This window comes from Bacillus siamensis (assembly GCF_051628075.1).
Taxonomy (GTDB): Bacteria; Bacillota; Bacilli; order Bacillales; family Bacillaceae; genus Bacillus; species Bacillus siamensis.
Map to the genome: position 1 here is coordinate 2687854 of NZ_CP155579.1, position 20754 is coordinate 2708607.

The following is a 20754-nucleotide window of genomic DNA, read 5'->3' on the forward strand; positions in this document are numbered from 1 at the left end:
ATGTTTCTCCATAGTTTGCGAAATCATTTTTCTTTACAATTAAATGAAAACGCTTTTCTAATTGGGAGGTTGGGAGAATATGATTTCACGAGAGGCAAAGGAACAGTTCATCCGGGCGGTCGGGAAGGAGAATTATGATGATTCTGCGGCTGGCCGTCTTGTGTATTCGTACGATGCTGCCCCTCAGCTGCAAGCCATGCCGGATGCCGTAATCGCCCCCCGCTGTGCGGATGACGTGTCCCGTATATTAACGATTTGCAGCAGGCATGACATTCCGATCGTGCCGAGGGGTTCAGGCACAAACTTATGCGGCGGCACATGTCCGTCTGAGGGCGGTCTTGTTCTTTTATTCAAACATATGAACCGAATTCTTGAAATTGATGAGGAAAATTTGACGGCAACCGTCCAGCCGGGCGTGATCACGCAAGATATGATTCAGGCGGTTGAACGGAAAGGGTTATTTTATCCGCCTGATCCGAGCAGCATGAAAATATCGACGATCGGCGGAAATATTAATGAAAATTCCGGCGGACTGCGCGGCCTGAAGTACGGTGTCACCCGGGATTATGTCCTCGGCCTTGAAGCCGTCTTGGCTTCAGGCGATATCATCCGCACAGGGGGAAAGCTGACAAAGGATGTCGCCGGTTATGATCTGACCCGGCTTTTCGTCGGATCAGAGGGGACGCTCGGTGTTGTGACGGAAGCGACTTTAAAGCTTGTTCCGAAGCCGGAAACGAAAAAAACGCTGCTCGCACTCTATGAACATATTGAAGCGGCTGCAGAATCGGTTTCTGCCATCATCGCTGAAAAAATCATTCCGGCGACACTCGAATTTCTGGATCAGCCAACACTGCAGGTCATTGAAGATTACGCCAAGATCGGGCTTCCGACCGACGCAAAAGCCGTACTGCTGATCGAACAGGACGGTGACAGCGACACGGTCAGACGCGATATGGAAAAAATCGAAGCCATCTGTAAAAACGGAGCCGCCGTATCCGTCCAATCGGCTGAAACCGAGGAGGAAGCATTCGCCCTTACAGAGGCCAGACGGTCCGCACTATCAGCCCTTGCCAGACTGAAACCGACGACGATTCTGGAAGATGCAACCGTGCCTAGATCACAAATTGCCAATATGGTCAGAGCCATTAACGAGATTGCAGAAACATACGGCTTGTCCATCTGCACATTCGGCCATGCAGGCGACGGCAACCTCCATCCGACGTGCACCACCGATATCCGAAATCCAGAGGAGATGGAACGTGTCGAAAAAGCCTTTGCCGCCATTTTTGAAAAAGCGATTGAGCTGGGCGGGACGATAACGGGTGAACACGGGGTCGGCATCGTAAAAGCGCCGTATTTAGAAATGAAGCTGAAAACAGAAGGCATCACCGCCATGAAAGCGATCAAACAAGCGCTTGATCCCCAAAATCTGCTGAATCCGGGAAAAATATTCGCCAATTCATCAAGGAAACGCGTGGTGGTGATGAAATGACAACGGCTAAAGAGCAGCAACAAATTCAAACAGAATTCAAAACCCGCATGGATGAAGGTGAATTGCTGAACTGTATGCGCTGCGGCTTCTGCCTTCCTTCCTGTCCGACCTATATTGAATCGGGATTTCAAGAATCCCATTCGCCGCGCGGCCGGATCGCCCTGATGAAAGCCGTCACTGACGGACTGATCGAGCCGGATGAAGATGTCGAGCGCTCACTTTCGCTGTGTCTCGGATGCCGGGCATGCGAGCCCGTTTGTCCGGCAGGGGTCAATTACGGACAGCTGCTTGAAGAAGCGAGGGATATCATTCATCAAAATAAAAAACATAAGCCGGGCGTGCGCCTCTTGCGGAAAGCCGCCTTCACCGGGCTTTTCCCTCATCAAAACCGCATGCAGACAGCCGTGAATCTTCTCGGAATATACCAAAGATCGGGACTGCAGACCGCCGTCAGAAAAACCGGTATGCTGCGCGTTTTGCCTGAGCATCTGCGCACAATGGAACAAGTGCTCCCGCCCGTCCCGAAACGGAAAGACATGAAGGAACGGCCGCGTTTTCTTCCCGCCTCGGGTCCCGTTCAAAGACGGGCCGCTTTTTTCTCGGGCTGTTTAATGGATACGATGTTTTTAGCAACAAATCATGCGACAACGGCGCTTTTACAGGCGGCCGGATGTGAGATCGCGGTTCCGGAAGGTCAGGCGTGCTGCGGCGCGCTTCACGGGCACAGCGGAGAAAAAGAGACGGGAAAAGAACTGGCCAAGCGGAATATCGCGGCTTTTGAAGCGCTTGACGCAGATTATATCATTACAAACGCCGGCGGATGCGGCGCCTTTCTTCAGGAATATCCGCATTTGCTGAAGGATGAACCTGAATGGGCGGACCGTGCCGAACAATTCGTCCGGAAGCTCAAAGACTTTTCATCCGTACTGGTTGAACTGAAGTTCCATCAAAGGAACCTTCAGGCGCAATCCCCTCATATCGTCACATATCAGGACTCCTGCCATCTCCGCAATGTGATGCATACGTCAGAGGAACCGCGCATGCTTTTGAAAAGCATTAAAGGGGCTGAGTACAGAGAAATGGAAAAGGCCGACAGCTGCTGCGGGTCGGCGGGAATTTATAATATAACAGAGTCAGAGATGTCTATGAGAATATTAGACAGCAAGATGAAAGCAGCCGGAAAAACGGAAGCAGCCGTCATCGTGACAGCCAACCCAGGATGCCTTTTGCAAATGCAGCTTGGCATTTTGCGCGAAGGATTAACAGACCGTGTCCGCGCAGTACATTTGGCAGATTACCTTTTGGAAGCGGCGGATTTGTCAAAAGATGAAAGCAGAGAGACCGATCGGCTCTCTGCTTTTTTATGATGCTGCAATGTTCGGACGGCCGCGGATTTATCCGGGTATTGAAGCTTCCAGTCTCGCACTCGGATCACGCCATACATTCGCCCATTTTTTCACAGCCGCAATGATAATCACAAGCCCGAGAATGAGCATGATAATGGATAAAACGCCATTCAGCACGTTGTATCCCGCCGCTTCAGGATTCAAATACACATACCGCACCATCCAATAACCCGCATAGTTGACGGTCACGTACAAATAAGCGAGAGGAATCAGGCACGTCAGCATATAGCGCCGCTTATCGGCTATCTTCAATACGACAGTCGCACCGATGATTAATCCGACAGACGCCATAAGCTGATTGGACACGCCGAACAGCGCCCAAATGGAGCTGATGTCGCCCGAATACAGAAGATAGCCCCATAGCAGGCAGGCGAGCGCGCTTGAGAAAATCGAACCCGGCAGCCAGTCTGTTTTTTTCAGCGGCTTATACACCTCTCCGAAAAACTCCTGGATCAAGTAGCGGGCGACACGGGTTCCCGCATCAATCGCCGTTAAAATAAACACCGCTTCAAACATAATGACAAATTGAAAAAAGTATGAAGCCAAATGACTGAAAAACGGAATCTCCGTAAAGATATACGTCATTCCGACGGCAAGCGTAACAGCGCCGCCCGTTCTTCCTTCCAGACTGAGCCCGATTTCTTTGCTCAATTCAGGCAGATGGACGACATTCATCCCAAGGGCGCGGAAAATTTCCGGCGCGCTGTTAATGGCAAAATAGTCCGCTGGCTCAAGTGCGGCGGCTGCTATGAGCGCCATAATCCCGACGAGACATTCAACAAGCATCGCTCCGAAAGCAACCGGCTTTATATCACTCCATTTATCCAGCATTTTCGGCGTTGTGCCGGAACCGACAAACGCATGAAAGCCTGAAATAGCGCCGCAGGCAATCGTTATTGAAATAAACGGCCAGACAGGTCCCGCGATCACCGGTCCGCCGCCGTGAATAAACTCCGTTACGGCCGGGAATTTAACGGCGGGATTGACGAAAAAGACGCCGGCGATCAAAGCGGCAAAAACCCCGATTTTCATAAAACTGCTTAAATAGTCACGCGGGGCAAGCAAAAGCCAAACCGGAAGCGCCGCGGCAAAAAAAGCATAGACGGGAAGCGCCACCGCGAGTGTTTTCGCATCCAGTGTCAGCATGTCCCCGAGAGCCGTTGTCTGCAGCCGCGGCCCGATGACAACACCGGCCATTAACAAAAGAAAACCGACAGTCGATGCGAGTTTGAGATTGCCCGTTTTTTTATAGTAGACGCCGACCCCCATCGCGATCGGAATCGTAATCCCTACCGCAAACGTCCCCCACGGGTTTTTCTCAAGTGCGTGCAGCACAACCATGGACAGCCCCGCCATCGTGATCGTAATGATAAACAGCATCGAAAGACCCGTGCAAAAGCCCGCCACCGGGCCGAGCTCTTCTTTGGCTACTTCAGAAAGCGTTTTACCGTTTTTCCGCATGGATGCAAACAATACGACAATATCGTGCACGGCTCCTCCGATCACCGCCCCGATTAACAGCCATAAAAGCCCGGGCAGATAGCCGAACTGAGCTGCGAGAATCGGTCCGACAAGCGGGCCGGCAGCGGCGATTGCCGCGAAATGGTGGCCGAATGACACCCATTTATTCGTCGGCACATAATCTTTCCCATCCTCAAGCACATGGGCCGGAGTCGGTGTCTGATCATTGATTTTTAATACTTTGACCATCATAAAGGTACCGTAAAGCCGATAGGCGATCGCCAAAATGCATATAGACGCTATGACGATTGTAATCGCATTCATTTAATCCCAGCCCCTTTTCTCTTTTTCTAAATATTATCACAATTATCAGATAACGGGAGATGATTTTTGCGTAAAAAAAGCCGGCGGCAAAGCCCGGCTTTTCGGAACATTATTTTCCTGATAAACGGATGACATTCCAGGACAGCGGAGTAAAATGAGCCGTTATCCCTTCAGCATTTGCCGAAGACGTTCCGTTTGAGTGAGGCGTGACTTCTTTTCTGTTTTTTTGATTGGTCGCTTTCATATCCTGATGCTCCAGCACGATATGCTCAATGATGCGGTAATCTTCAAACCCTCTCAGCTTGATCTCCGTTTCCATCAGTTCCTTGCTTTTGTTGACAGCAAAAATGGTCAGGGCTTCATCTTCTTCATGGTAAACGGCCGCGGCATCAACATACGGCACATCCGTAAAGTCCGCCGAGTCGTATTTCGGGGAGGTAATCAGCAGCTTCATCGAAGTCCCTCTCCCGTAGACAGAGGCGTGCATGTAAGGATAAAAGATCGGCTGCCTCCATGCTTCTCCGCCCTTTTCAGTCATGATAGGCGCAATCACGTTGACAAGCTGGGCGAGACAGGCGATCTTTAGTCTGTCCGCATGCTGCAGCATCGTAATCAGCAATGAACCGATCAACAGCGCATCTTCAAAATTGTAGATGTCTTCCAGAATCGGCCGGGCCGTAATCCACGGCTCCACTTTTTTATCCGCTTCATTTGAGTGATACCACACATTCCACTCATCTAAAGAAAGGTGAATCGTTTTTTTGCTCCGTTTTTTCGCTTTCATATAATCACATACGGCTGTGACAGATTTGATAAAATGGTCTAAATCCATCGACTTCGCTAAATAGTTTTCAAGATCATTTTCATGGTTGCCGTAATACGTATGCAGTGAGATGTAATCCACATGCTCGTACGTATGCTCAAGCACCTCCGCCTCCCACTCGATGAAGGTCGGCATGCCGCTGTTTGAGCTTCCGCAGGCCACCAATTCGATTGTCGGGTCCGTCCATTTCATCACTTTCGCCGTTTCAGCGGCGAGCCGTCCGTATTCATGCGCCGTTTTGTGCCCGATCTGCCAAGGGCCGTCCATCTCATTTCCTAAGCACCACGTTTTTATGCCGTAAGGTTTTTCATAGCCGTGCGATTTTCGCAAGTCGCTCCAGTATGACCCTCCAGGATGGTTGCAGTACTCGACGAGGTTCCGGGCGGCATCGATGCCTCTCGTCCCGAGATTGACCGCCATATTCACTTCGGCGTTCACTTTTTTTGCCCACGTTAAAAATTCATTCGTCCCGACTTCGTTCGTTTCTGTCGTCTGCCATGCCAGATCAAGCCTCCGCGGTCGGTCCTTCACCGGTCCGACGCCGTCTTCCCAATTGTAGCCGGAGAGAAAATTCCCTCCCGGATAGCGGATGAACGGCACCTGTAATTCTCTGATCAGCTCCTGTACGTCTGTTCTGAATCCGTCCTTGTCGGCTTTCGGGTGTCCGGGCTCATAAATGCCTTCATACACCGCCCGGCCCATATGTTCTATAAATGATCCGTACATCCGTTTGTCCACTTCACCGATGATATATTCTTTATCTGCTGTAATTCCCGCTTTTTTCATTATGTTTCCTCCCTCTCTCTATCCCTTCACTCCGCCGACTGTCAGGCCGGAAATAAAGTATTTTTGGAAAAACAAGAATATGATAATCACCGGCAGTATCGCAAAAACGGAACCGGAGATCAGCATGTCATAGTTATTGCCGTACGGACTCAGCAGCCCTGACAGTCCGATTGGAAGCGTAAACATTTCTTTCGACCGAAGCACGATCAGCGGCCATAAAAAGTTATTCCAGCTGTTTAAAGATTGGAGAATGATCATCGCTCCGAATGCCGGTTTCATGAGCGGCGCCATAATTCTGAAGAAAATGCCGAATTCCGTGCAGCCGTCCATTCTCGCTGAATCGAGCAGATCCCTCGGGAGGCCGAGCGCGTATTGCCTGAAAAAGAATACGGCGACAGGCGACACAATAAACGGCAGAATCACTCCCGTATAAGAATCAATCAAATGAAGCCCCACCGTCAGTTTAAATAACGGAAGCATCATCACTTCAAGAGGCACCATCATAATGATCAGCACAAGAACGAAAATAACATTTCGGCCTTTAAACTCATACACACCGAGTCCGTAGCCGATCATTGAGGAAAAAAACAGCGTGAGAACCGTGGTGAGAACGCCGAGCAGCAGGCTGTTAAAAAACCACTTAAAATAAATGCTTCCCCCGTTGAACAAATACGTGTAGTTATCAAGGCTCATCACATCCGGATCAAGACGCAGATTCAGTCCGATGCGCATCAGCTCAGATGACGGCTTTAATGAACCGAGCAATAGACAGATCATCGGAAAGATATACAGCAGGCTCAACATGATAAAAAACAAGGTAAACGCGACTCTGTACACGGAAAACATGTGATTGTTACGCACCACTTATCCCTCCCCTTTAAACGAACCGGACAGTTTCAGCGACACAAGGCTGACTAGTAAGATGACAAGCAAAAGGACAATTCCGATGGCGGCCCCGTACCCCATTTCGTTGTACGCAAGCCCCTGCTGATATAAATAACCGACAAGCGTGAGGCCGATATTGCCCGGGGAATTATTCTGCCAAAGCACATAGCTTTCCTCAAACATTCTGAAACCGCCGATCATACTGATCGTTAACACATAAACGGATACCGGCTTTAAAAACGGGAGGGTAATATGCCGGAACTTTTTCCACGTACTTGCCCCGTCAATTTCAGCCGCCTCATATAATTCTTTCGGCACGTTTTGCAATCCGGCCAGAAAATAAAGAATGTTAATGCCCATCCATCTCCACGATGCAAGCAGCACCATTAAAAACATGCCGGTTCCTTTGTTATTGAGCCAGTTTTGAGGCGATACGCCAAGCTTCATCATCAGCTCGTTTGCCAGCGACGTATTCATTTCTCCGAACATCAGCCGAAATATAATCCCCGCGACGATCGTCGATGTCAAAGCCGGTACGAACAGTGCCGATTTAAACACATTTCTGAATCTGACGAGCTTCGAATTCAGAATCACCGCCAAAAGAAGCGGCACCGGAATCAGCACGATCAGCGTCCAGAAGGTATATTCCAATGTATTAAACAGTGCGGTGTAAAAGGTTGGATTAAGAAGAGAGGTGTAATTGGAAAACCCGACAAATGCAGCTTCTCCCGGCAGTATCCGCTGAAAGCTCATGATAAACACGCTGATGATCGGATACAAAAAGAAAACGAGAAACGAAATGATAAAAGGCGCCGTAAAAAGATAAGGCGCCGCTTTTTTGGAATACAGCACATTGCGCCGGCGCGGCTTCTTCCGGGCTGCGGAAACGGTTTGCGCTGTCTCTGTCTTTACAGGTCTCATAAAAGCTCCCCCGCTTTCTCCGTTAAAATGGGCGGCTGCTTATTTTTCCAATTGCTTCGCCGCCTCGTCCAAGGCTTCCTTAGGTGTTTTTTCCTGCGTCTTCAGCGCATCGAACAGCACCTGTCTGACGACGAGATCAGCCGCTTTAGAGAAGTCTTCATGCAAATAAATCGGATTGATCTCATCTTTTACTTCAAGGAGCGTGGAAAAAATGGATGTACCGTTCCGGAAGAAATCCGTGTACTTATTTTTCTCCTTCAATTCTTTTGAATCCCACACGTCCCAGCGGAGCGGATCAAAGCCGAGCACCGTCCACAGCTTAATATTTCCTTCCTTTGAACCTTTCGCAAATCCGAGAAATTCTTTCGCGAGCTTCAGATGTTCAGCCTGTTTCGGTACGACGGTGGCTGTTCCGCCCAAGCCCGCTGATCTGTCGCCGCCTTCTTTCCAGGCCGGCATAGGGTAAATTGCCATTTTCCCTTTTAAATCAGGCATATAATCGATAAACCGTCCCATGTACCAGATTGGCATCAGCACTGACGCTGCCCCGCCCTGATTCATAAAACCGTAGTATTCTTCGCTGTGATGGCCGCCGCCGGGAGCCGGCAGAAGGGTTTTATCATTTACCATGTCCTTTAAGTCATTCAATGTGTCTATATTCGTTTTATTGTTCAAAATCAACTTTCCGTTTTTGCTGAAGTAGCCTGATCCTTGCTGCGAAATCATGGAAAGAAATGTGGCGGAGTCATTTGTTTCAACCGTTCCCATCGGTTTCCCCGCGATTTCGCGCACTTTTTTCCCCGCCCGCCGGTAGTCCTCCCATGTCTTAATCGATGCGGGATCAACGCCCGCCTTTTTCATAATATCCATGTTGTAAAACATCACGGTCGTCCCTACATGTGTGTCAAGGCCGTACAGTCTGCCGTTTTTGCTGTATAGGGCCAGGCGCGCTTCCACAAACTTATCGCGGTCTTTTTCAATCAGCGGAGTCAGATCGGCAAGCGGGATATCCTTCCCCTTCAGAAAGTTCGAGAACCGGCTTAATTCCACGTCGGCTATATCAGGAAGCCCTTCGCCCGCGATCAGGGAAACGGATAGATTATCATGCATTTGTCCATAAGGATAAACAACGGTATTCAGCTTAATTTTGCGCTCCGGATATTTCTGATTCCATTCTTTGGCCATTTCCTGATAAAACTGTTCGTGCAGTCCGTTAAACGTCCAAAATGTCAGCTCCGTTTCTCCCGCACTGCCGGCAGTCCGTTCTTGTGAACAGCCGGCGGTAAACAATAAAAACATCATCAGCGCCAAACATACAGCGGTCGTTTTTTTCATGTCATTCCCCCTTCCGCTTCAGGCCGTGCGGCGAATGATGTGCAAAGAGCGCTGCATTTTCATTTATGATGGTTAAGCCGGTATAACGGTCTCGCAGTGTGTGTGCGTGCTTAAGGGCGTCGCTGACAAGGTCCTGTTTTACACCAATTTCATCAAAACTGGCGGGACCTCCGGCAGATGTGAGCCACCCGGCAATTGTTTTGCCGTCAGGAAGCCCTTCATATGCTGATTGAACCGCCTCGCGAAAGTGCGGCGGAAGTTCTGCAAGCTTTTCGTAACAGGCCAGATCTTTGTAAATATCACTCAGCACCGCGCACGCGCAGCCCACCTTCGCACCGTGGAGAATCGGAGGCTGTTTCGTCTTCAGCAGTTCCATCTCAATCCAATGCGAGATGTGATGCTCTCCTCCTGAGGCGGGACGGGAGTGATCAAGGGCAAGCATGACAAGACCCGAAACGATCAGCGCTTCCATCAGGATGCGAATGCCGGCCTCTGTTCCCATGGCAATGTCAGCGCGGTGATCAATGCACTGCCAAAGCGCGTCTTTCACAAGTTTCGCCCCGGCTTCTGAGTACGGCTCATCTGCAAGCTTCCGGGAGATCTCCCAATCTGCCAGCGAAGTTATTTTTCCGAGCATGTCGCCGAAGCCCGCGGCTGTCATTGCGCGCGGCGCTTCTTTTAATAGATTCGTATCCGCAAATAAGGCGATCGGCGCTTTCGTCTGAATCGTCGTTTTGATGCCGTTTAATATGAGCGGCGCTCCCGCTGATGTAAATCCGTCGACTGAAGGAGCGGTGGGGAATGAGATAAACGGCAAACCGCGCTGGCAGGCGGCAAACCGCGTAATGTCGTGAATCGTTCCTGACCCGGCCGCAATGATGACATCCGTCTCTTCCGCGATGTTGATCAGCGTATAGATCAGTGTCCTTTCATCAGCCGCAGCGGTTCCTGATTCATGCTCCGGAATGATGATCTTTGCCGCTTTGATTCCGCCGGCCTTCAATTCGTCCGCAAGCATCCCTCCCGCCGCTTCGTCAGTGTTCCGGTCACAGACGATCGCCGGATGTTTCCAGCATTTTTTTTGAAGAAATCTGAAAAGCTCTTCTTTTGCATCCGCTCCGATGATGATGTCTTCTATTTGAATAGGAGAGCAGCTGCCTCCTTCCTTATTAAACTCGGATTGAATGTCCGCCGGAGAAAGTTTCATAAAAGGATTCCCCCCTTCGCTAATTCTGTCAGGTCTTTCATAGAATCGAGCACGATGTCAGGCTCATAGAGACGGGTCTCCCCAAGTTTTGCCGATCCCGTCAGAACCAACACGCTTTTCATCCCGTACAGCCTTCCCATTGCGATATCTGATTCGAGGCTGTCTCCGATTATTGCGCATTCTCCCGGGGAAAGCCCGAGCGCTTCACATGCTGCCTCAGCCATCAGCCAAGACGGTTTGCCGACGACAAGCTCCGTTTTTACTCCGGCAGATGCCTCAATGGCCCCGATCATTCCCGCAACGTCCATAGCATGGCCGCCTTCATTCGGAAACGAGCGGTCCCGGTTTGTGGCGATGATGCGTGCGCCGGAGGAAGCTGCCTGAAAAGCGAGATTCAGATCCTCATAGGTGACGGTTTCATGCAAAGAGATAACAAGCCAGTCTGCCGCCTGCGGTTTTTGCGCCATGGTGACACCCGCTAAAGCGAGTTCATCCGTCAGCCCTTTCTCTCCTAACACCCACACCTTTGACAAAGGATAATGCTTCTTTAAAAATGATGCCGTCACACTGGAGGACAGCACGATGCTCCGTTCATCCGTCCGGATACCGGCACCAAGCAGTTTCTTTTGGCACATGGCTCTTGATAGATTGCCGCGGTTGCTTAAAAAGACAACGGCTTTGCCCAGGGACTGAAGGGTATGAATGGCTTCTGTTGCGCCGTCAATCAGCTCCTGCCCCCTGAATACGGTTCCGTCTAAATCAATCAAAAACCCGGCTGCATCAAGTTTGGCCATAATAAGCATTCGCCCCGTGTTTTCTGTAAAAATGCTTATCATGCAGCACTCTGCCTATCGGACTGAGCTGTTTGTTCAGCATAAGCGAATGATAGGCCATTTCCGCCACGGTTTCGAGCACTACAGCGTTATGCAGGGCATTCAGCGCGTCCGTTCCCCAGCAGAACGGACCGTGGCTGTGGACAAGAACACCCGGATTTTGTTCATACGATTCATTTTGAAAGGTTTCCGCTATGACTTTGCCTGTATGATATTCGTAATCTTTCACAATCTCTTCTTCATACATTTCCCTCGTACAGGGTATAGCGCTTTCAAAATAATCCGCGTGAGTCGTTCCGAGCGCAGGAATGTCTCTGCCTGACTGCGCCCAGCTCGTCGCCCAGCGGGAATGCGTATGAACGATTCCCCCGATAGCGGGAAAGGCTTTATACAGATAAAGATGGGTCGGCGTGTCAGAAGACGGCTTCAGCGAGCCTTCCAGAATCTCTCCGTCCTCATTCAGGACGACCAGTTTGTCTGCGGTCAGCTCGCTGTAATCGACACCGCTCGGTTTAATGACGATTCTCCCGCTTTCTCTGTCAATGCCGCTGACATTTCCCCATGTAAACGTGACAAGATTATGTTCCTCAAGCTTCAGATTGGCGGCGAGCACTTCTTCTTTTAACGCTTCAAGCATGGCGGCTCTCCCCTTTCGCGAACTCACGGTTTTTAATGGCTTTCAGGCGTTTCATGACATTGTTTTCTTTGCCGAAGTAGTGAACGAGCTCTTTGTATTCCGCATATAAGCTGTCATAAATCTCAGCTCTCCCCCGATTCGGGACGTAAGAGCCGTCTTTTAATTTCCCCATATGTGCGCAAGCCTCAGCAATATTGGAGAAACCCCCGTTTTCCCGTCCCGCAGCGAGCGCTCCGAAAATCGCGGAGCCCAGTGCCGGCGCCTGCGGAGACCCGGATAATTTAATATCCATATTTGTGACGTCTGCATAAATCTGCATGACAAACGGATTTTTTTCGGCGATTCCTCCGGCTGCGTAAAGCTCCTCGACCGGAACGCCGTTTTCCCGAAACGTTTCGATAATCATCCTCGTTCCGAACGCCGTCGCTTCAATCAATGCCCTGTAGATTTCTTCCGGCTTCGTGTGCAGCGTCATGCCGAGCATCATCCCCGTCAAATCGGCGTCCACCAAGGTTGACCGGTTTCCGTTCCACCAGTCAAGCGCGAGAAGACCGCTTTCCCCCGGAGCAAGCTCAGCTGCTTTTTCGCTTAAAAGCTCGTGAATATCAATCTGTTTTTCCTCGGCTTCCTTCTCATACTCTTTCGGAACGCACGTTTTAACAAACCATTCAAAATGGTCGCCGACACAGGACTGCCCCGCTTCATATCCCGCATATCCAGGCAAGATGCCGTTATTGACAACTCCGCACATACCGGGGACGATATGTTCTTCCTCGCCGAGCAGCACATGACAGGTGGACGTTCCCATGATCATCAGCATTTTCCCCGGCTCTGTAATGCCGACCGCTGGCACTGACACGTGAGCGTCAACATTGGCGACGGCAACGGCCGTCCCCGGCAAAAGCCCGGTCAGCTCCGCCATTTTTTCGGTCAGCCCTCCTGCCTTTTCTCCGACTGAATAAATGGTTCCGCTTAATTTATCATTTGTAATCGTTTTCATTAACGGGTTGAGCCTTTCGAAAAAATGATCAGGCGGATATCCCGTCTCCTCATTCCAAATTGCTTTGTAGCCGGCCGTGCAGTTGCTCCGCTTCAATGAACCGCACAATTGATAGACGATCCAGTCTGCCGCTTCCACAATCCGATCTGCCGCCTCGTATATATGCGGCGCTTCTTCCGCAATTTGCATGATTTTCGGAATCATCCATTCGGAAGAAATTTTACCGCCGTATCTTTTGAGAAATTCTTCTTTTGTGTCTTCGGCAATCGCGTTCAAACGGTCTGCATGCTTTTGAGCCGCATGATGCTTCCACAGCTTCACATAACTGTGAGGCTCCCGTTCAAATTCCGGAAGCATACAAAGCGGCTGTCCCGCGCCGTCTATCGGCAAAATGGTGCAGGCCGTAAAATCAATTCCTATGCCGATCACATCTTTTGGATCAGCGCCCGATTGCTGAAGCAGGCTCGGAATCGCCGTTTCCAATACTTCAATATAATCGGCGGGATCTTGAAGCGCCCAGTCACGAGGGAGCTTTTCCCCCGTTTTCGGCAGCGTACGGTCGATAACAGCATGAGTGTATTCTTTGACCGCGGATGCAATTTCTTCTCCTGTCCGGACATCGACAAGCACCGCCCTGCCGGACAATGTGCCGAAATCTACACCAATTGTATACGCCATATCAATTCCCTCCCAGCCGGTATAATGCGTCATTCCACTTCAGCTCTTTTTTCAGCTCACGTATTTCGGTATTGCGGGAAATAAAGATGCTTTCAATGCCTGCCATTTCAGCCCAGTCAAGCATCTGTTCAGCCGTAAGCCCAAAGGACATACAGGTATGATGGGCGCCTCCCGCCAAAATCCATGCTTCCGCAGCCGTTTTCAGCGATGGCTCAGGCTTCCACAGCACCCTCGCCACAGGCAGATTCGGCATGTCATGTTCAATTTCCCTGCCTTCCGCTTCATTCAGAATGAGACGGAACCGCCCTCCGATGTCAATGATACTTGCGATGATGGCTGAACCGCCGATTCCGTTAAAGACCAATCGGGCGGGGTCTTCCTTTCCCCCGATTGAGAGAGGATGGACTTCGATTTTCGGCCGATCAAGGGCAATTGTCGGGCATACTTCAAGCATATGTGATCCGAGAATCATCGCACGCCCCGGCTCAAAATGGTACGTGTAATCTTCCATGAAGGAGGTTTGTTTTCCGTCCGCCATTATTTTCATCATTCGCACCAAGGCAGCCGTTTTCCAATCGCCTTCGCCGGCAAATCCGTACCCTTTTTCCATGAGACGCTGAACGGCAAGCCCCGGAAGCTGCTTCATTCCGTGCAGCACTTCAAAGGAGGTCGAAAACGCTGTATATCCGCCCCGTTCAAGAAAAGCCGTTAACCCGAGTTCAATTTTCGCCTGTTCTTTAATGGAAGAAACTTTTGCTTCATCCTGTTTCGTTTCGTCGCTGATGACATACAATTTGTCGTATTCTTCATAAAGCGCTTCAATTTCTGCATCGGTGACATTGTTCATCACCTCGGTAAGATCGCCGATTCCGTATCCGTCAACCTGCCAGCCGAATTGAATGTGGGCGCCGACTTTGTCTCCGTCAGTCACGGCTACATTCCGCATGTTGTCGCCGAACCGGGCAACTTTAATATGCCTGCTTTCATTCCAAGCGGCAGCAGTATTCATCCATTGTGAAATGTCACGTTTAACTTCTTCGTCATCCCAATAACCTGCAATGACTTTTCTCGTCTGCCCCATTCTTGACTGGATATATCCGTATTCCCGGTCTCCGTGGGCGGATTGGTTGCTGTTCATAAAATCCATATCAATCGTTTCCCACGGAATGTCACGATGATATTGGGTATGCAGATGAAGCATCGGCTTTTGAAAGGCGGAAAGACCTTCAATCCACATTTTCGCCGGAGAAAATGTATGCATCCACGTGATGATCCCGGCGCAGTCTTCTTGATACTGCGCTTCCCGCAAAACCTCTCTGATTGTTTCAGATGACGTAACAACCGCTTTATGCCTGATCTTGTATCTTGATGACACTCCGCCGAGACCGTCACATATCCCTTTTGCGTGTTGATCGACAAGCTGTAGCGTTTCCTCTCCGTATAAGTGCTGGCTCCCCGTCACAAACCAAAATTCATAATCTTTGTTCTGAAGCACATTCATTTCCCCTTCCTGTCAAAATAAAGCGCTTGCATTTAAAAATATACGTATAAATTAAAATATTAAACTTTTAACCTTTTATTTGTACGAACAATTTTATTATAGTTAAGGAGGAATCAAACTGTCAATCTTTTATTGCAAGTAAAAAGCCGGACACACATGCCCGGCTGCTCAATTAATAGGATGGCCACCCTGAACTCCAATCGATATCATTGATGAGCATCTTCGGGATTCCGCTGTTTTCGGCATCATACGCATGACGCACTAAAATATTTCCGTTCACAATGTCTTGGCCGCCCGGGCCTTTCCAGCGGTCATTGCCGGAATCAAGAATCGTCCCTCCGCCTTCTGACATGCTTTTCCCGCTTTTATCAAGATATGGACCGGTGATGCTTTTGGATCTTCCATAAGCAATTTTGTACGTACTATTCACCCCTGAACAGCATTTATCAAATGACACCATTAAGTAATAGTAGCCGTTCTGATAGGTGATGGCAGGCGCTTCCAAAGCTCCGCCGTTATTCGGTCTTGAGGCGATGGAATAAAGGGATCCGGTCGGTTTCATTGTGTTTTTATCGAGCTTTGTCAGCTTGATGCCGCTCCAAAAAGAACCGAAGGCAAGCCATGGATTTCCGTCTTTATCAATTGTCAGCTCCGGATCAATTGCATTATAATTATTTGCGCTTGTCGACCGGATGACGAGCCCTTCGTCCTTCCAGTTTCCTGAGCTGAGGCTTGCCGATGAAGCGAGACCGATCGCGGAGGTATTTTTACCGAATGAAGAAACGGCATAATACAGCCAATACTTTCCGTTATAAAATTGAACATCGGGGGCCCATTGATTCAGCCCGTAATTCGGCACGTAATTGCCCCACCAAGACAGCGGGGAAGTAAAAATTGATTTCTGAACGGTCCACACGCCGCCGCTGCCCGCCTTTAAGACGCGAAGCCCCCTCTCACCTTCCAAACCGGTTCCGAACGCGTACCACGTGTTTCCTTCTTTCGCCATTGTCGGATCGTGCAGCAATTCATTCGACGCACCCCAAAACGCGGCAGATACCGGGGACGAAGACAGCAGCAGCAGCCCGGCTGTGACGGCTGCGCACGAAAAGCGGATCATGCGTTTGAATCTGTTTTTCATTTCATAACCCCCCCTTTTTTAAAGCGCTTACAAAAATGTTCTGTAAGATTTTTCTATGTCTTTTCTTATTGTAGCTATCGTGATTATATTTGTACAGACAAAAAAAGAATCTGCTTGAAAAAAGCAGATTCTTCCGTATCATTATTGATATGTAATACGGTCAACCGTTTCCCGGTCTAATTTTTTAATTACTTCTGTGATCAATTTTACCGTATTCTCATAATCATCCCGATGCAAAATAGCGGCATGAGTGTGAATGTAGCGTGTTGCGATCGTAATGGACAGCGCCGGCACTCCGTTTGCGGTTAAATGAATGGAACCTGAATCCGTGCCGCCTCCGGCAATGGAATCGAATTGATACGGAATTCCCGCTTCTTCCGCCGTGTTTACGACAAGGTCGCGCAGCCCTTTGTGAGAGACCATAGATGCGTCATACAGAATAATTTGCGGCCCTTCGCCGATTTTACTTTGCGCTTCTTTTTCAGAAATTCCCGGTGTATCTCCGGCAATTCCGACATCCACACCGAACGCGATATCAGGCTGGATGGTATGCGCCGCTGTTTTAGCCCCGCGCAGCCCGACTTCTTCCTGAACCGTTCCCACTCCGTATACTTCATTCGGATGATCGCTGTTTTTCAGATTTTTTAATACATCGATGGCAATCGCACAGCCGATACGGTTGTCCCATGCTTTCGCCAATAAATGTTTTTCATTGTTCATCACTGTAAATTCAAAATACGGCACAACCTGGTCACCCGGAAGAACGCCCCATTCCATTGCTTCTTCACGGCTGGACGCTCCGATATCGATGAACATCTCTTTGATATCGGCGGCTTTTTTTCTGGCGTCAGGCGGTAAAATATGCGGCGGCTTCGAACCGATGATTCCCGTGATGTCTCCTTTTTTTGTCACGACGGTGACGCGCTGGGCCAGCATCACCTGAGACCACCAGCCGCCGACGGTTTGGAAGCGGAGAAAGCCTTTATCAGTGATTTGCGTCACCATAAAACCGACTTCGTCTAAATGGCCTGAGATCATGATTTTCGGACCGTTTTCTTCACCGGTTTTTTTGGCGATTAAGCTTCCCAGCCGATCGGTTGTGACCTCATCGGCAAATGGTTCTATGTATGATTTCATCACTTGTCTTACTTCTCTCTCGTTTCCCGGTATCCCTTTTGCGTCCGTTAACGCTTTCAGCATGGTGAGCGTTTCATCTAATTTTGTCATCAATAAACCTCCTTTTTTCACTACCCTTCTTATTATACAGAACCAATGCTAAAGCATACGATTAATTCGCCTGAAAAACGGGTAAATGTTTTTATCTATTTCTTATAAAAAAATGAAACCTTTTGTTTTGTTTTTCGTATTACATCAGATCATGACAAAGGTGAGGAGGTGCCTTCACACAGATGGCCATTACAGTATTCAGGATTGTCTTGCTTGCACTTCTTATTTATTTTATTTACATGGCGGTCAAATTCTACGCAAACCCGAAGAGAAGGCTCAGACTGGCACAATCAAAAGAAAATTTTTATTTTATTGATGAACAGAAAAACACGCGAAAAAATCTCCAGCTTACTTATAAAGGAGTGCTCTTTGAAGGAGAGAAGCATATCCCTTCCAAAGACCATCCGCTGTTTATTCATACGATATTTGTATGGACCGAGACTCCGGAAAAGCTGAGCAGCTTTTCTGCAGATGATTTCGAAGAAGTTGAGAAAAAGGTATTGGAGCGGTACCCGAATTGCAAGATTGATTGGGACCAGCCCATTAAAAAAGCAAAAAAAGCAGGCGGGCGCTGAGCCCTCCTGCTTTTTATTTATCATTCAAATAGATCAGCACAAGGACGGCTTCAACGAGAAAAAGCAGCGGCACCCCGTATAAAAAAGCTTTGTGCTTTGTCTTATGCCTGAAGGTGCGCATGCCGAGCCATACGCCGAGTGAGCCGAACATGGCGGCTGTGAGCCATATTCGTTTCTCTGATATTCTCCACCTGTGCGCTTTCGCTCTTCTTTTATCAGCGCCCATGATCCAAAAGCCGTATCCGTTTATCAATACGGCATAAATGAAGAGAGCCATTAATTGTCACCCTTTACGTAAAAAACCGCTCCCGGAAAGAGAGCGGCTTTTTTCAACTTACTTGTCTAACTGAGCTTTAGCAGCATCAGCAAGCTGATTGAAAGCAGTAAGATCGTTTACAGCAAGATCAGCAAGCATTTTGCGGTTTACTTCGATGCCTGAAAGCTTAAGACCGTGCATTAAACGGCTGTAAGAAAGACCGTTCATACGAGCAGCTGCGTTGATACGAGTGATCCAAAGCTTACGGAAGTCACGTTTTTTCTGACGACGGTCACGGAAAGCATAGTTTCCAGATTTCATGACCTGCTGGTTTGCTACTTTGTATAATCTATGTTTTGAACCGAAATAACCTTTTGCTAATTTAAGAACCTTTTTACGACGCTGACGCGACACAGTTCCGCCTTTTACTCTTGGCATTATATTTCCCTCCTAATTGTTCCTTGTCCGATTACTTGATGTTGGCAAGCTGTTGTTTGATACGTTTGAAGTCTCCTGCGCTTACAATAGCACCCTTGCGAAGCTTACGCTTTTGCTTTTGGGATTTGTTGGCGAATAAGTGACTTGTATATGCATGAGAACGTTTTAACTTCCCAGAACCTGTCTTTTTAAAACGTTTAGCAGATCCGCGGTGAGTTTTCATTTTTGGCATGGGATTTCCTCCTTATTGCTTTTCGTTTTTCGGCGCGAGCATTAAGAACATGCTGCGGCCGTCCATTTTTGGTTTTGTTTCGACTGTCGCAACTTCCGCACATGCTTCAGAGAAACGGTCCAATACGCGCTGGCCGATTTCTTTATGAGTGATTGCGCGCCCTTTAAAGCGGATAGAAGCTTTCACTTTATCGCCTTTTTCAAGGAATTTAATCGCATTGCGCAATTTCGTGTTAAAGTCATGCTCATCGATTGTCGGACTTAATCTAACTTCTTTTAAGTTAATGATTTTTTGATTTTTGCGTGCTTCTTTGTCCTTTTTCTGCTGCTCGAATCGGAACTTACCGTAGTCCATAATGCGGCAGACAGGCGGTTTTGCATTCGCTGCAACTAACACAAGGTCAAGATTTGCGCGGCCGGCGATTTCAAGTGCTTCCTGACGGGACTTGATGCCGAGCTGATCGCCATTTTGTCCGATCAGACGAACTTCACGTGCACGGATACCCTCATTAACCAATTGATCTTTGCTAATAATGAGCCACCTCCATAGTTTCTTCGAATTGATTCACAACGCGTTTTGACTGCATTCTGCAGGCAAACAAAAAGTGCGGGCATGACAACACACCCACACTACGAACATCTGCATAAATAAAAATGTACGGTCAACCTGCCAACTACATGAATGTGTCAATCAGGTGAGAAGCGGGTGCCTCTGCTTGTGATTTATATTCAATTCAATAACTATTCTACACAATACCGGAGCGTTAGTCAAGAATGACTTATCCGGATCAACTTTTTCATTTTAACACGGCACCGGGGGGAGCGCAAGGAAAAATGTGAAATTTCGTTCTTTGCCGTCCGCGGATGGGCCGGACAATAAAAAAACCCGGATGTATGATCCGGGTTTATCCACCAATGAGCTGAACGAATACCGGGATGACCAGCACCGTCACCACGCCTACGACGACAACCGCGATACTTGCCATTGCCGCTTCTACTTCTCCCATCTCAATACCGACCGCAACACCGAGTGCGTGTCCGGAAGTGCCGAGAGCCAGTCCTTTAGAGATCGGATGTTTCACTTTAAACAGTTTTAAGAATAAAGCCCCGAGAGCATAGACAATGACGGCGTTGAAAATGACGGCGAAAGCGGTGATGTCGGTGATGCCGCCGATCCCTTTTGACAGCGGAAGGGCAATTGCCGTTGTCGCCGCCTGCGGAAGCATGCTTTTCATAACGGCCGCGTCAAGATGAATGCCTTTTGCGATCAGATAGACAATCGTGACTGAGCAGATAGAGCCGACAATGATAGATGACATGATCTGCCACCAGTATTTTTTCAGCTTGTCACGCTGTTTGTATAAAGGAATGGCAAAAGCAATCGTCGCGGGCTCCAGGAAGAACTTAATAATGTCTCCGCCGCTTTTATAATCTTCATATGAAAAACCGCCGAGCTCCAGAAAAAGGATGCCAAGCACCATCGCGACAAACAGCGGGGTAAAGAGGAAAAATCCTTTCGTTTTTTTAAATAAATACGTACCGATGCCAAAGGCCGCAAGTGAAACGACAATACCGAAATATGGACTCATCCGATTTCCCT

General features: G+C 48.8%; 20 protein-coding genes and 1 other annotated feature. Of the genes, 3 read left to right on the plus strand and 17 right to left on the minus strand.

What is annotated here, in order from left to right:
* The first annotated feature begins 79 nt into the window (after window positions 1-79).
* Window positions 80-1492, plus strand: a complete 1413-nt coding sequence (gene glcD, locus ABDB98_RS13120) for a glycolate oxidase subunit GlcD (protein WP_438420354.1) — start codon at window positions 80-82, stop codon at window positions 1490-1492.
* Window positions 1489-2859: a (Fe-S)-binding protein gene (locus tag ABDB98_RS13125; protein WP_438420355.1), complete on the plus strand. Its 1371-nt coding sequence runs from the start codon at window positions 1489-1491 to the stop codon at window positions 2857-2859. Before glcD ends, ABDB98_RS13125 begins: the two co-directional genes overlap by 4 nt.
* A gap of 27 nt (window positions 2860-2886) precedes the next feature.
* Here the strand turns inward: ABDB98_RS13125 and cstA are convergent, their stop codons facing one another.
* The 12 genes from cstA to ABDB98_RS13185 all read right to left on the minus strand — a co-directional run bounded on the left by cstA (window position 2887) and on the right by ABDB98_RS13185 (window position 17654).
* Window positions 2887-4683, minus strand: a complete 1797-nt coding sequence (cstA, locus tag ABDB98_RS13130) for a carbon starvation protein CstA (protein ID WP_438420356.1) — start codon at window positions 4681-4683, stop codon at window positions 2887-2889.
* Window positions 4684-4792: 109 nt separating this feature from the next.
* The gene (gene arfA, locus ABDB98_RS13135; protein WP_438420357.1) at window positions 4793-6292 is read right to left on the minus strand and encodes an arabinosylfuranosidase ArfA; all 1500 of its coding nucleotides are present in this window, start codon (window positions 6290-6292) and stop codon (window positions 4793-4795) included.
* 18 nt (window positions 6293-6310) lie between these two features.
* Window positions 6311-7138 (minus strand): carbohydrate ABC transporter permease, encoded by an 828-nt coding sequence (locus ABDB98_RS13140; RefSeq protein WP_060965126.1) that lies wholly within the window; start codon window positions 7136-7138, stop codon window positions 6311-6313.
* An 18-nt stretch (window positions 7139-7156) separates the two neighbouring features.
* Window positions 7157-8098 (minus strand): carbohydrate ABC transporter permease, encoded by a 942-nt coding sequence (locus ABDB98_RS13145; RefSeq protein ID WP_438420358.1) that lies wholly within the window; start codon window positions 8096-8098, stop codon window positions 7157-7159.
* Between the two features lie 39 nt (window positions 8099-8137).
* The gene (locus ABDB98_RS13150) at window positions 8138-9433 is read right to left on the minus strand and encodes an ABC transporter substrate-binding protein (RefSeq protein ID WP_438420359.1); all 1296 of its coding nucleotides are present in this window, start codon (window positions 9431-9433) and stop codon (window positions 8138-8140) included.
* A 1-nt stretch (window position 9434) separates the two neighbouring features.
* Window positions 9435-10640 (minus strand): sn-glycerol-1-phosphate dehydrogenase, encoded by a 1206-nt coding sequence (locus ABDB98_RS13155; RefSeq protein ID WP_438420360.1) that lies wholly within the window; start codon window positions 10638-10640, stop codon window positions 9435-9437.
* Window positions 10637-11443: an HAD-IIA family hydrolase gene (locus ABDB98_RS13160; protein WP_438422148.1), complete on the minus strand. Its 807-nt coding sequence runs from the start codon at window positions 11441-11443 to the stop codon at window positions 10637-10639. Before ABDB98_RS13160 ends, ABDB98_RS13155 begins: the two co-directional genes overlap by 4 nt.
* Window positions 11421-12110 carry an L-ribulose-5-phosphate 4-epimerase gene (gene araD / locus ABDB98_RS13165; protein ID WP_438420361.1) on the minus strand — a complete coding sequence of 230 codons (690 nt, stop codon included), beginning with the start codon at window positions 12108-12110 and terminating at the stop codon, window positions 11421-11423. The genes ABDB98_RS13160 and araD overlap by 23 nt, the downstream gene beginning before the upstream one ends.
* Entirely contained in the window at window positions 12103-13788 is a 1686-nt protein-coding gene (gene araB / locus ABDB98_RS13170) for a ribulokinase (protein WP_438420362.1), read from the minus strand. Before araB ends, araD begins: the two co-directional genes overlap by 8 nt.
* Window position 13789: 1 nt before the next feature.
* On the minus strand, window positions 13790-15283 hold the full coding sequence (araA, locus tag ABDB98_RS13175) for an L-arabinose isomerase (protein ID WP_438420363.1): 1494 nt from the start codon (window positions 15281-15283) through the stop codon (window positions 13790-13792).
* A gap of 178 nt (window positions 15284-15461) precedes the next feature.
* Entirely contained in the window at window positions 15462-16427 is a 966-nt protein-coding gene (locus ABDB98_RS13180; protein WP_438420364.1) for a glycoside hydrolase family 43 protein, read from the minus strand.
* 141 nt (window positions 16428-16568) lie between these two features.
* Window positions 16569-17654, minus strand: a complete 1086-nt coding sequence (locus ABDB98_RS13185; protein ID WP_016938631.1) for a M42 family metallopeptidase — start codon at window positions 17652-17654, stop codon at window positions 16569-16571.
* A 182-nt stretch (window positions 17655-17836) separates the two neighbouring features.
* On the opposite strand from ABDB98_RS13185, the gene ABDB98_RS13190 reads away from it, so the two are divergent.
* Window positions 17837-18229: a hypothetical protein gene (locus tag ABDB98_RS13190; RefSeq protein ID WP_016938630.1), complete on the plus strand. Its 393-nt coding sequence runs from the start codon at window positions 17837-17839 to the stop codon at window positions 18227-18229.
* Between the two features lie 13 nt (window positions 18230-18242).
* On the opposite strand, the gene ABDB98_RS13195 is transcribed toward ABDB98_RS13190, so the two are convergent.
* The 5 genes from ABDB98_RS13195 to lrgB all read right to left on the minus strand — a co-directional run bounded on the left by ABDB98_RS13195 (window position 18243) and on the right by lrgB (window position 20743).
* Entirely contained in the window at window positions 18243-18506 is a 264-nt protein-coding gene (locus ABDB98_RS13195; RefSeq protein ID WP_438420365.1) for a DUF1294 domain-containing protein, read from the minus strand.
* A 57-nt stretch (window positions 18507-18563) separates the two neighbouring features.
* A complete protein-coding gene (rplT, locus tag ABDB98_RS13200; protein WP_007613019.1) occupies window positions 18564-18923 on the minus strand; it encodes a 50S ribosomal protein L20 in 360 nt (119 codons plus the stop codon).
* A gap of 31 nt (window positions 18924-18954) precedes the next feature.
* Window positions 18955-19155: a 50S ribosomal protein L35 gene (rpmI, locus tag ABDB98_RS13205; RefSeq protein WP_003152493.1), complete on the minus strand. Its 201-nt coding sequence runs from the start codon at window positions 19153-19155 to the stop codon at window positions 18955-18957.
* A 12-nt stretch (window positions 19156-19167) separates the two neighbouring features.
* A complete protein-coding gene (infC, locus tag ABDB98_RS13210) occupies window positions 19168-19689 on the minus strand; it encodes a translation initiation factor IF-3 (RefSeq protein WP_071543361.1) in 522 nt (173 codons plus the stop codon).
* 58 nt (window positions 19690-19747) lie between these two features.
* Window positions 19748-19878: a sequence feature (ribosomal protein L20 leader region), on the minus strand.
* A 181-nt stretch (window positions 19879-20059) separates the two neighbouring features.
* A complete protein-coding gene (gene lrgB, locus ABDB98_RS13215) occupies window positions 20060-20743 on the minus strand; it encodes an antiholin-like protein LrgB (protein ID WP_060964588.1) in 684 nt (227 codons plus the stop codon).
* Window positions 20744-20754 lie beyond the last annotated feature (11 nt).